The organism is Synechococcus sp. WH 8101 (assembly GCF_004209775.1).
Classification (GTDB): Bacteria; Cyanobacteriota; Cyanobacteriia; order PCC-6307; family Cyanobiaceae; genus Synechococcus_C.
The window spans coordinates 314,235-324,534 of sequence record NZ_CP035914.1 but is presented as its reverse complement, the minus strand read 5'-3'; the positions used below and the strand labels follow the sequence as shown (position 1 = coordinate 324,534).

Below are 10,300 nucleotides of genomic sequence, written 5' to 3'. Positions count from 1 at the left end.
CCGCTGAGGGTCATTGTGGCGGGACCGATCAGGACAGGCAGTAATCCAGATTCAACTCCAGGGATTGACTGGGCTGGGGCGCCTCCTCGGGTCGGAACTGACGGCCCGCATTGGCGGCAAAGGCCAGGGGCCGCACTGTGCCACTCCCACGCTGATCGATCCGCAGCAGCGCCACCCGCCGCAGGCCGAGCGCCGCTGCCGTGCGCTCAGCCTGCTCCCGTCCCTGCTTCAGGGCCGATTGCAGCAACTGATCGGCCAAGGCGTTCTGGTTCTGGGTTGAGGCCAAGGAGGTGATGCCCTGAAGCCGAACACCGGGCAACCGGCCAGCCACCTGAATCAGCTGGTCGTAGCTGCCCCGCTCCACCTCACCGCTGATGCTGGTGCTGGCCTGCCGACGCCGCGGGCCCTGGCTGGCGCCGCCGCTGGCATAGGTGCGTGGTGCCGGAATCGTCAGCGGTCCCTGCGCCAGCCCCTGTAACGCTTTGCGTGTCGCATCGAGCCGCTGGTTGAGCTGATCCAGTGCCGCCGCCGTCGTGGCCCCCTCCGCCTCCAAGCGCAGGGCAAAGCGGAAACGATCCGTGCGGGTCTGCCCCCGCTCCAGCACACGCAGCTCCAACACCGTGCCAGCGCAGGCTGCGGGGCGCACCTGGGCCTGAACCTTCAGGGGCAGCAGGGCGACCACGGGAAGAAGCGACAACGCGGCAAAGCCAGACAAGCGCAACCGAGGCACAACAGACAGGGGGGAACGAGGAGGCATCCGGACGACGCGCGGCGATGACCCTGGCTGTCTAGGTCGTTCCGCTGCCGACGATGTGACGCAGGCGTGACCGGTCTGGCACCAATCATCACCAGATCCATCCAGGTTCGAGCAGCATGCCGTGAGGTGATCCGCCGCCATGAACCAGCGATCCAACACCCTGCAGGTGGTGCATGAGCTGCCTGGTCGCCTGCGGCTGCGCTGGCCGGCGGATCTGACCGCAGAGGAGCAGCGGGGCCTGCGATCGATGCTGCTCGCGGAACCCTGGGTGACCTCGCTGCGCTGGTCAGCAGCAAGCCGATCGCTGGTGATTGAGCTGGTGCCTGGCTGCACCGCCGTGCGCTGGCAGATCGCACTGGCCGCCATGGGCTGGCAACTGAGCGATGTCACCCATGCCGATCCAGCGACAGCACCGGCGCCATCGGCGCCCCCGACCGGCGGCTGGGATCAGGTGAGCCGGGAAGTGGGCGGCAGCATGATCGGAGCCGTGGCCGGTCAGGTTCTGTTGGCGGGGGCCGCCGGCACGGTGGGGGCGGTGCTGTTCGGCCCCCAAGGCGCCCTGATCCTGGGGGCCACGGGCTCCCTGTTCGGTGCAGTGATCGGATCCGTGCTGGGCAGCGCCCTGGCGGATGGCAAGAATCCCGTCCACAATCAGGTGCTTCCTCTCACCTGGAATCGGCTTTCCACCCAGCTCGGCGAAGAGATGGGCACCCGCTCTGGAACAGTGCTGGGCCTGGCAATCGCCGGCCCCGTGGGTGGTCTGGCTGGATTTGCCGTCGGCGGCATGCTCGGTGGCCAGCTCGGCAGCGACCTCACCACGGGATGGAAGGGTGTGGGGAAACGGCGCTGGTTCAACAGCATGGTGGACGACAGCGCCGGGGAAGCCCTCAGCGAATCGCTCGCCGCCAGGATTGGCTCCCTGTTCGGCGGCAACAGCCCTGCAGCTCGGCAAATCGGCGCCAGCGTGGGGATGCGTGTGGGGAGGAAGATCAACTGGCGCGCTTCTATGGAGCAGCGCCACCTGGTGAACCGCCTGCAGGTGCCGAATTAACGGAAGGCACCCAGCTGCCATGCAGGCCATGGGGAATCGCCAAGGGGAGCTCAAATACCGCCAGCTCGCTGAGATCTGAAGCATCCAGGATCACCAAATCCGAGCCCCGCCGTTCCCCGTTCCAGAACAGTTCGAGCACCCAGCCATCATCTTCTGCTTCCGCACCGGGCCTGGGCACCATCAGAGGCTCGCTCACGAAACCGCGCGGCGCCGCGCTCCAGATCTGGCGGTCTCCGGTGCGGAGATCGAGCTTCTTGATCACCTGAAGTGGATCATTGCCCTGCTCCCGCTCTGCCGCGGCCATCCAGGCGAAGCGGCAGGGCAGGCCCTCCTTATTGGGATTCACCATCGCGAACTCACAGCAACGCTCGCTCAAACGCTGCGTTGCCACCGTGCCGGTCTCCAGATCGATGCGGCACTGCTCCAGCAACCCTTCAGGAATCAAATCGAAATCCACGGCCGTGAAATCCACATCCGGGCCGATCGAGGGGAAATCGCTGTAATAGATGCTCTCCACCACCACATCGCCGTTCTGCTCCCAGGCGTTGAGGTGGTGAAACACGAAGCCCTCCGGGGCGTCGATGATCCGCGGCTGCTGGCCAGCGAAGGCACCGCCATCGCGGGGAATCAACCAGAACTTCGCCTGGCCGCCGGGCTTGGACTGCAGACACTGGGCCGCACCTTTCTGACCAAGAACAAACGGCAGGGGATTGAAGGCCACAGCGTTCTGCAGGAACACGGCCCAGTTGGGCGTGATCGCAAAATCGTGCAGGAAAGCAAAGCCGTTGAAGCTGTCGCGACGCTCGCTGAGCAGATCACCGGCGCGGATGCCGGCAGCGGCATCGTCTTCCGTGGCGAACTCCATCAGCCGGATCGTGCTGCGGGGACCGGTCTTGACGCCAAAGGTGACCAGGCGCGGCCGGCCGTGATGGCCGGGATCAAAACGCGGATGGGCACTGAAGGCCTCGCCGGGGCTGAGCACGCCACCGAGCAAGGAGATGCCCCGGGTCTCGAGCGTGTCGGGATCGAGGGCATGGGGCTCGGCCGCTTCCCACAGCGCCAACAGCGCATCGCCCAGGCGCACCACACCAGTGTTGGCGATGTTCTTCAGGCGCAGATCAAAGGCATTCGCCAGCGGCCCCCCGGGCTTCTGACTGCCGAACACCCCGCGATACAGCACCTTCTGGGCAGCTTCCTCCGCCAACCAACCGGCGGTGCGCACAAAACGGTTGCTGAGGCTGACCGCACCGCCAGCCCCAAAGCGCAGGGCCGTGATCATGCCGTCACCATCAAACGGATGATGCACGCGCTGGCCACCCCGTTCCAAGCGACCGGGACCGTTGCGATAGAGCGTGCCCACCAGCTCTGGCGGCACCGTTCCGCGCACTGGCTGCAGCGCCACGTCGGTGAGCTCCTGCTCCACATTGCGGAACGCGCTGACCCAGTCCTCGCGGTTGAAGCGATCAGCGGCGGGAGCAACGGTCACGGGCGGCAGGCGAGGCAGATCCCATCCTCTCGTAACGGACTGTGAAGCGCGGCCTCCATGGAGCCCGCGGCACGGTTCAGCCGACGCCGGCCTGCTCCAACACCCCCTTGCTGCTGGGCACCGCGCCGGCCCGACGGGGATCGATCTCCGTGGCCAGGCGCAGGGCACGGGCGAAGGCTTTGAAGCAGGCCTCGACGATGTGGTGGGAGTTCACCCCATCCAGTTGACGAATGTGGAGCGTCAGACCGGAGTTGTTCACCACGGCCACAAAGAACTCCTTCACCAGTTCGGTGTCGTAGGTGCCGATCTTCTGGGCGGGAATCTGCAGACCGAAGCTCAGGTGGGGGCGGCCGGAGCAATCCAAGGCCACCTGCACCAGCGCCTCATCCAGGGGCGCCAGAAAGTGGCCGAAGCGATGAATGCCACGTCGATCACCCAAGGCCTGGGCCAGGGCCTGACCCACAGCAATGCCCACATCCTCGTTGGTGTGGTGATCGTCGATGTGCGTGTCACCCCTGGCCTCGATCTCCAGATCGATCAGGCCATGGCTGCTGATCTGGTGGAGCATGTGATCGAGGAAGGGCACCCCCGTTTCGGCCTTGCAGCGACCGCTGCCGTCGAGCCCGAGCTGGACGCGCACGTCGGTTTCACCGGTGATGCGATGGATGGTGCCGGTGCGCATGGGCGTCGGGGAGCTGCCGTTCTGCATGAAGAGACGACGCCAGGCGGCGCCCACTCGAAGACTTCGATCATGCCGAAGCCTTCGCGGTGATGCCATGATGCTCAGCGCAGAAGCATCTTGATGCCATGCGAACCACGCTCAGTATCGACGACGTTCTGCTCCGGCAGCTGCGTCAGAAGGCGCTCGACAGCGGCAAGCCGTTCAAGCAAGTGGTGAATGACACGCTGCGGGCGGGCCTCCATCAGGCCGCCTCACCCCAGCGCCAGCCCTACCGCTGCCCGACGTTTTCGATCGGAGCCCTGGCACCGGGTGTGGATCTCAGCAAAGCCAATCAGCTGGCCGCTGGCCTCGAAGATGAAGCGCTGCTCGAGAAGCTGCGCCAAAGCCGGTGATTCTGATCGACACCAACCTCTGGCTCTACGCGTCGCTGAGGGAGACTCCTCATCACAGCGCCGCGAAGGCCTGGCTGGAAGCCACGCTCAATGGCGACGAAGCCATCGCTCTGCCCTGGAGCGTGGTGTTAGCCGTCCTGTGCATCAGCACCCAGCATCGCTTGATGTTGCACCCCCTCAAGCCTGAGCAAGCCCTGGATCTGGTGGAAGGCTGGCTGCAGCATCCCCTGGTAGAGGTGCTGCAGCCGTCCCGGACACACTGGGATCGACTGCGCCTGCTGCTTCAGGACGCTGGCACGGCGGGCAATCGCACCAGTGATGCGCACCTGGCTGCGCTGGCGATCGAGCACAACTGCCTGCTCTGCTCGGCTGACAGCGATTTTCGCCGCTTCGCGGGCCTGCGCTTCTGTAATCCACTGCGTGCAGCGGAGCGATGATCCAGCGGTGGATGAGCCTGCGGTGTCTTGCCGGACTCACATGCCATTGATGCAGTAGCCCGCATCCACGTAGAGGGTTTGGCCGGAGATGCCACTGGAAAGCTCGCTGAGCAGGAAGGCGGCGGTGTTGCCCACCTCGGTCTGGGTGACGGTGCGGCGCAACGGCGCCTTCTCCTCCACGTTGTGAATCATGTCGAGGATGCCGCCGATGGCCGAGCTGGCGAGGGTGCGGATCGGGCCGGCACTGATCGCGTTGACCCGCACCTGCTTGTCCGGGCCCAGCTCGGCGGCGAGATAACGCACCGAGGCTTCCAGCGCCGCCTTCGCCACACCCATCACGTTGTAGTTGGGGATCGCCCGCTCAGCGCCGAGATAGGTGAGGGTGACCACGCCGGCCTTCTCGCTGAACAGGGGCTTGGCGTGGCGGCAGAGGGGGGCAAGGGAATAGGCGCTGATCTCCAGGGCGCGGGCAAAACCCTCGGCGGTGGTGGCGCTGTAGTCGCCGATCAGCTCCTCCTTGCCGGCAAAGGCGAGGCAGTGCACCAGACCATCGAGCACGCCCCACGTCTGCTTGATCTCGGCGAACACCGCTTCCATCTGAGCGGCGTCCTGCACATTCAGGGGCAGAAACAGGCTGGGCTCCAGGGGTGCGGTCAGATCACGCACCTTGGCTTCGAAACGGCCCTTCTCATCGGGCAGATAGGTGATACCCAGTTCGGCCCCGGCCGCCCGGAGCTGCTGGGCAATACCCCAGGCGATCGATTTGTTGTTGGCAATGCCGGTAACGAGGATCTTCTTGCCCGTGAGATCGAGAAGCATCGGACCGGCGGTGGTGGCTATGGCGGCGATTCTCTCCCATCACCGTCAGGATGACGGCCCCTGCCCCCACGCATCGGTGCCAACCCCGCCCAGTTCACCGCCCCTGACCTGGCCGGAGGAGCCCGGAGACCTGCCGCGCGATCTGCCAAGCCGAGACGCTCTGGAGCAGGTGCTCGCGACCACGTTCCCGGAGGCCGAGGGGCCGCTGAGCCCGATCCAGGGCGGCCGCCAGGCGGCAGAGGCCCAGCTGCAACACCTGGAGGCAAAGCGCTACGGCCGCAGTCGCAACCACCTGGACGGCGCCGTGACCCGTCTCTCACCTTGGATTCGTCATGGGGTGCTCTCCCTGGCGGAGGTGCGCGATGCGGTGTTCCTGCAGTTGCAGAAGCGAGGGCAGGGCCGCGATGACGGCACCAAATTGATCAATGAGCTGGGCTGGCGGGATTTCTGGCAGCGGATGTGGCAAGCCCTCGGCGATCGCATTCACGACAGCCAGGAAGAGCTCAAAACCGGCCACGACCCCGCCAGCTACGGCGAGGAACTTCCTGAAGACATCCGGGATGGCCGCACCGGACTGGCCTGCATCGATGCGTTCCAGGCGGAACTGGTCAACAGCGGCTGGCTGCATAACCACGCCCGGATGTGGTTCGCCGCCTATGTGGTGCATTGGCGACGCGTCCACTGGAAGGCCGGCGCCGACTGGTTCCTCGAGCACCTGCTCGATGGCGACCCCGCCAGCAATCACCTGAGCTGGCAGTGGGTGGCCAGCAGCTTCAGCCACAAGCCTTACTTTTTCAATCGCGACAATCTGGAGCGTTACAGCAACGGTCGCTTCTGCCGCGACTGTGCCAGGGCAGCCCAATGCCCCTTTGACGGCAGCTATGAGCAGCTGGAGCAGCAGTTGTTCGCCGCCCCCAGGCCTGTGCGGGCCGTGACCGCACGGAGGCGTCGCTGATGGACCTCCAACAGCCGATCCTCTGGATTCATGAGGAAGCACTTGGCCCCAGCAACCCCGCCCTGGAGGATTCTCCCGGGGCTCCGGCCCTGTTCGTGTTTGACAGCCGCTGGATCCGCGAGCAACGCATCAGCCGCAAACGCCTGGGCTTTCTCTACGAGTGCGCTCTGGCCCTGCCCGTGAGCATCCGCAGCGGTGATGTGGCCACCGAGGTGATCGGCTTCGCGCGTCGCCACGGCGCCGATGGCGTGATCACCAGTGAAGCGGTGGATCCCCGCCTGCAAGGCATCGCGGCGGCCATCGACCGGGAGCTGCCGGTGTGGTTGTTGGACTCTGAACCATTCGTGCGCTTGCCTCGGCCACCCCGGCTCGGGCGGTTCAGCCGCTATTGGCGCGAAGCGGAGCCGATCGTGTGGGAAGGCTTCAGGGCTGATCAGCATTGAGCCGATCACCCTGCAACAAAGCATCCTGGCGGCGACGCTCCTCGCTCGGGTCGGTCAGCAGATCCTCCTCCTCCCAGGCAGGAAGGCGCACGGGCCTGACCTCCGAAGGCTTAGTGGGAGGGTCCTGCCACTGCCAGCGGGCCTGGGGAGCACGGGCTTGGCAGAGCGCTTCCAGCTCGCGCTTCAGCGCCCCTCGCACGTCGCGGCGCTGCACAACAGCGAAAAATTCCTGTTGAGAAGCCAGTCCTGATGAGAAGGGAGCGGTGCCATTGCCGTTGAACAATCGGGCCGGACTCGCCAGCCAGCGCGGCTTGCAGACCGCCGGGTCGCTGGTGTCGGTTTCAAGGTAGATGTGCACGCCATAACCATCCGGCTGGCTCACCACGCCGAGGCCGTCATGGGGCTGGCTGCGCTGCAGGGGAACGATCCTCCAGCTCGGTTTCTGCTGGCCCGGCGTACAACCGCTCAAGAGGCCGCTTAACAGCCCACTGACCAGCACCAGAACCCGTGCTGCAGTCCAACAACGCGTCATCACCGAACGATGGCCCTCTCACGCTTCACCATGGTGATCGCTGGCGACGCAACCCGGCCTAAGGTGCCCGACATGCAGGTGCCTCCCTTCAGTCTCAGTCAGCAGCTCGCCGATCTGGGGCCGGAGCTCGACGATGCCGTGTTGCGGGTGCTGCGTAGTGGTCAATACATCGGCGGCGCCGAAATTCAACGCTTCGAGGAACGGTTTGCCACCAGCGTCGGCACGCCTTACGCCGTGGGCTGCAACAGCGGCACCGATGCCCTGATTCTGGCGCTGCGGGGCCTGGGTATCGGCCCCGGCGATCAGGTGATCACCGCCTCCTTCAGCTTCTTTGCCACCGCGGAGGCGATCAGCGCTGTGGGGGCCACCCCGGTGTTTGTGGATGTGGATCCCGCCACCTATCTGATCGACCTGAACCAGATCGAAGCGGCGATCAGCCCTGCCACCCGGGCCCTCATTCCCGTTCACCTGTTCGGCCGCCCGGTGGACATGGATCAGCTGATGGCGATCGCCAGGCGCCATGACCTCAAGGTGGTGGAGGACTGCGCCCAGGCCACCGGCGCCAGCTGGAACGGCCAGCCTGTGGGGAGCTGGGGCGATGTGGGCTGCTTCAGCTTCTTCCCCACCAAGAACCTGGGAGGCGCCGGTGATGGCGGCGCCGTCACCTGCCGTGATGGGGAGCTGGCCCAACGCATGCGCGAACTCGCGGTGCATGGCATGCCCCGCCGCTACCTGCACACCGAGCTGGGTTACAACAGCCGCCTCGATGCCCTGCAGGCCGCCGTTCTCAATGTGAAGCTGCCCCATCTCAGCCGCTGGGTGGAGCGCCGCAGTGCCATCGCCGCCCGCTACCGGGAGGCCCTGGAGAGCTGTTCCGGCGTGACTCTCCCAGATGCCGCATGTGCAGCGGGTGTCGGTCATGCCTGGAATCAATACGTGGTGCGCGTCCGCCTTTGCCCGGACAGCCAACCCAATTGTGCCGGCGCCTGCCGCGATGCCACCAGCGAGTTCGGCCTTCCCAGCAGTCGTTGCCGTGACTGGCTCAAACAGAGCCTGCAGGAGCAGGGCGTCAACACGATCATCTACTACCCGATCCCAATCCACCGTCAGCCGGCCTACGCCGACCAGCAACTGGCACCCGGCAGCCTGCCGATCACCGAACAACTCTGCAGCGAGGTGCTCAGTCTCCCGATCTTCCCGGAACTATCCCTGGAGCAGCAGGATCAGGTGATTGCCGTGCTGCGAACCCTTCTGGCCCGCAACGCTCAAGCGGAGCGAATGGTGGCATAAAGCGCCTTGAAGCGCGCTTGTTGGGTTTTGTGGTTCACCAACGGCTCGGGATAGCCGCGCCGTTCCAGAGCCCCGATCTCACCGCTGAGCAGATCCTTCGTGTTCACATGGCGAAGCTCCGGCAGCCAGCAGCGGATGTACTCCCCTTCGGCATCGAATTTGGCCGCCTGCGTGGCGGGATTGAAGATGCGCAAGGGCTTGGGGTCCATGCCACTGCTGGCACTCCACTGCCACCCGCCGTTGTTGGCGGCCAGATCGCCATCCACCTCCAGCTCCATGAAAGCGCGCTCGCCCCAACGCCAGTCGCAGATCAGATCTTTCACCAGATAGGAGGCCACGATCATGCGGCAGCGGTTATGCATCCAGCCGGTTTGATTCAGCTGGCGCATCGCCGCATCGATGATCGGCATCCCGGTCTGGCCGTCCTTCCAGAAGTCGAACCAGTCCTCGTTGTTCTCCCAGGGGAACCGGCGCCACTGAGGGCGATAGGGCCCATCCGCCAGCTCGGGAAAGTGAAACAACGCCTGTTGATAGAACTCGCGCCAGCCCAGTTCCTGCTCCCACACCGTGATCGCCTGGAGCTGTTCCTCGCTGCGCGCACACTGCTTCACTTCCTGAGCGGCACACCAGGCCTGGCGGGGGCTCAGTGTGCCCACACTCAACGCAGCGCTCAGAGACGAGGTGCCTACCACGCCCGGGAAGTTGCGATCGGGCTCGTAAGCCATCAACGGGCCGTCCACAAACGTGGCCAGCTGCTCTGCCGCCGCCGATTCGCCGGGCCGGCAAGGGCAGAGCTCGGTGCCCGCGAAGCCATGCTCAGCCCTCAGGCGCTCCAGCTCACGCTGACCCTCCAGGCAGAGGCGGCCCAGTGCCCCCTCTCCGCTGCTGATCAGCGCAAGCGTCTCCGGCTCAAGATCGATCAATTTACTGGGAGGCGCCACCGTGCGGGGCGCGCCGCGTTCCACCTGGCCGCGCCAGTTGCGCAGGAAGGGCCCATACACCCGGTAGGGATCGCCGCCGCCGGTCTTGAGCAGCTCCGGATTCACCAACAGCTGGTCCCAATCCACCAGCACCTTGCGGCCATCAGCCTGCAACGCCTTGGCCACCGCCCGGTCGCGCTCTCGGGCGTAGGGCTCCACGTCCCGGCTCCACACCACGGCAGGCGCATCCAACAGTGAGGCCAGCTGGGGCAGCACGGTCACGGGATCGCCAGCCACCACCAACAATCGGCTGCCGACCTCACGCCAGCGCTGCTGCAGCTCAATCAGGCTCTCCACCAGAAACCACAGCCGGGCCGGCGCCATCGGCGGCAAGTGCTGGGGGGGCGTGAGGATCGCCGGATCGAGCACAACCACCCCCGTGACGGCGGGGCCGAGGCCGACAGCCGCGTGCAGACCGGTGTTGTCGGCCAGACGCAGATCGCGGCGATGCCAGAAGAGCGTGGGTGCCATCGCTT

12 protein-coding genes are annotated in these 10,300 nt (G+C 65.7%); 6 read left to right on the top strand and 6 right to left on the bottom strand.

The window, feature by feature from the left end; genetic code table 11:
* Positions 1 to 28: 28 nt before the first annotated feature.
* On the bottom strand, positions 29 to 757 hold the full coding sequence (locus SynWH8101_RS01460; RefSeq protein WP_165380898.1) for an SIMPL domain-containing protein: 729 nt from the start codon (positions 755 to 757) through the stop codon (positions 29 to 31).
* A gap of 139 nt (positions 758 to 896) precedes the next feature.
* Here SynWH8101_RS01460 and SynWH8101_RS01455 point away from each other — a divergent pair, with 139 nt between their 5' ends.
* The gene (locus SynWH8101_RS01455; RefSeq protein WP_130128279.1) at positions 897 to 1,808 is read left to right on the top strand and encodes a hypothetical protein; all 912 of its coding nucleotides are present in this window, start codon (positions 897 to 899) and stop codon (positions 1,806 to 1,808) included.
* Here the strand turns inward: SynWH8101_RS01455 and SynWH8101_RS01450 are convergent.
* Both SynWH8101_RS01450 and hisB read right to left on the bottom strand, forming a co-directional pair.
* The gene (locus SynWH8101_RS01450; RefSeq protein WP_130128278.1) at positions 1,762 to 3,294 is read right to left on the bottom strand and encodes a carotenoid oxygenase family protein; all 1,533 of its coding nucleotides are present in this window, start codon (positions 3,292 to 3,294) and stop codon (positions 1,762 to 1,764) included. The two genes, SynWH8101_RS01455 and SynWH8101_RS01450, sit on opposite strands and share 47 nt — an antisense overlap.
* Positions 3,295 to 3,370: 76 nt before the next feature.
* Positions 3,371 to 3,976 carry an imidazoleglycerol-phosphate dehydratase HisB gene (gene hisB / locus SynWH8101_RS01445; protein WP_130130290.1) on the bottom strand — a complete coding sequence of 202 codons (606 nt, stop codon included), beginning with the start codon at positions 3,974 to 3,976 and terminating at the stop codon, positions 3,371 to 3,373.
* Between the two features lie 125 nt (positions 3,977 to 4,101).
* Between hisB and SynWH8101_RS01440 the strand changes: the two genes are divergently transcribed.
* Entirely contained in the window at positions 4,102 to 4,368 is a 267-nt protein-coding gene (locus tag SynWH8101_RS01440; RefSeq protein ID WP_130128277.1) for a DUF2191 domain-containing protein, read from the top strand.
* Positions 4,365 to 4,805, top strand: a complete 441-nt coding sequence (locus tag SynWH8101_RS01435; protein WP_130128276.1) for a TA system VapC family ribonuclease toxin — start codon at positions 4,365 to 4,367, stop codon at positions 4,803 to 4,805. The genes SynWH8101_RS01440 and SynWH8101_RS01435 overlap by 4 nt, the downstream gene beginning before the upstream one ends.
* Before the next feature lie 36 nt (positions 4,806 to 4,841).
* On the opposite strand, the gene fabI is transcribed toward SynWH8101_RS01435, so the two are convergent.
* The gene (fabI, locus tag SynWH8101_RS01430; RefSeq protein WP_130128275.1) at positions 4,842 to 5,624 is read right to left on the bottom strand and encodes an enoyl-ACP reductase FabI; all 783 of its coding nucleotides are present in this window, start codon (positions 5,622 to 5,624) and stop codon (positions 4,842 to 4,844) included.
* Between the two features lie 19 nt (positions 5,625 to 5,643).
* Here fabI and SynWH8101_RS01425 point away from each other — a divergent pair, with 19 nt between their 5' ends.
* Positions 5,644 to 6,579, top strand: a complete 936-nt coding sequence (locus SynWH8101_RS01425; protein WP_370587008.1) for an FAD-binding domain-containing protein — start codon at positions 5,644 to 5,646, stop codon at positions 6,577 to 6,579.
* A complete protein-coding gene (locus tag SynWH8101_RS01420) occupies positions 6,579 to 7,022 on the top strand; it encodes a hypothetical protein (RefSeq protein WP_130128273.1) in 444 nt (147 codons plus the stop codon). Before SynWH8101_RS01425 ends, SynWH8101_RS01420 begins: the two co-directional genes overlap by 1 nt.
* Here the strand turns inward: SynWH8101_RS01420 and SynWH8101_RS01415 are convergent.
* A complete protein-coding gene (locus SynWH8101_RS01415) occupies positions 7,003 to 7,554 on the bottom strand; it encodes a hypothetical protein (RefSeq protein WP_165380897.1) in 552 nt (183 codons plus the stop codon). The two genes, SynWH8101_RS01420 and SynWH8101_RS01415, sit on opposite strands and share 20 nt — an antisense overlap.
* Before the next feature lie 72 nt (positions 7,555 to 7,626).
* Here SynWH8101_RS01415 and SynWH8101_RS01410 point away from each other — a divergent pair, with 72 nt between their 5' ends.
* Positions 7,627 to 8,844 carry a DegT/DnrJ/EryC1/StrS aminotransferase family protein gene (locus SynWH8101_RS01410; RefSeq protein WP_130130288.1) on the top strand — a complete coding sequence of 406 codons (1,218 nt, stop codon included), beginning with the start codon at positions 7,627 to 7,629 and terminating at the stop codon, positions 8,842 to 8,844.
* Here the strand turns inward: SynWH8101_RS01410 and SynWH8101_RS01405 are convergent.
* Positions 8,820 to 10,295, bottom strand: a complete 1,476-nt coding sequence (locus SynWH8101_RS01405; protein ID WP_130128272.1) for an FAD-binding domain-containing protein — start codon at positions 10,293 to 10,295, stop codon at positions 8,820 to 8,822. The two genes, SynWH8101_RS01410 and SynWH8101_RS01405, sit on opposite strands and share 25 nt — an antisense overlap.
* Positions 10,296 to 10,300: the final 5 nt, after the last annotated feature.

Excerpts from the sequence above, each read along its gene's own strand:
- SynWH8101_RS01455 (WP_130128279.1), top strand. The coding sequence starts at position 897 with ATGAACCAGCGATCCAACACCCTGCAGGTGGTGCATGAGCTGCCTGGT.
- fabI (WP_130128275.1), bottom strand. The coding sequence starts at position 5,624 with ATGCTTCTCGATCTCACGGGCAAGAAGATCCTCGTTACCGGCATTGCC.
- SynWH8101_RS01415 (WP_165380897.1), bottom strand. The coding sequence starts at position 7,554 with ATGACGCGTTGTTGGACTGCAGCACGGGTTCTGGTGCTGGTCAGTGGG.
- SynWH8101_RS01440 (WP_130128277.1), top strand. The coding sequence starts at position 4,102 with ATGCGAACCACGCTCAGTATCGACGACGTTCTGCTCCGGCAGCTGCGT.
- hisB (WP_130130290.1), bottom strand. The coding sequence starts at position 3,976 with ATGCGCACCGGCACCATCCATCGCATCACCGGTGAAACCGACGTGCGC.
- SynWH8101_RS01405 (WP_130128272.1), bottom strand. The coding sequence starts at position 10,295 with ATGGCACCCACGCTCTTCTGGCATCGCCGCGATCTGCGTCTGGCCGAC.
- SynWH8101_RS01410 (WP_130130288.1), top strand. The coding sequence starts at position 7,627 with ATGCAGGTGCCTCCCTTCAGTCTCAGTCAGCAGCTCGCCGATCTGGGG.
- SynWH8101_RS01420 (WP_130128273.1), top strand. The coding sequence starts at position 6,579 with ATGGACCTCCAACAGCCGATCCTCTGGATTCATGAGGAAGCACTTGGC.
- SynWH8101_RS01460 (WP_165380898.1), bottom strand. The coding sequence starts at position 757 with ATGCCTCCTCGTTCCCCCCTGTCTGTTGTGCCTCGGTTGCGCTTGTCT.
- SynWH8101_RS01425 (WP_370587008.1), top strand. The coding sequence starts at position 5,644 with ATGGCGGCGATTCTCTCCCATCACCGTCAGGATGACGGCCCCTGCCCC.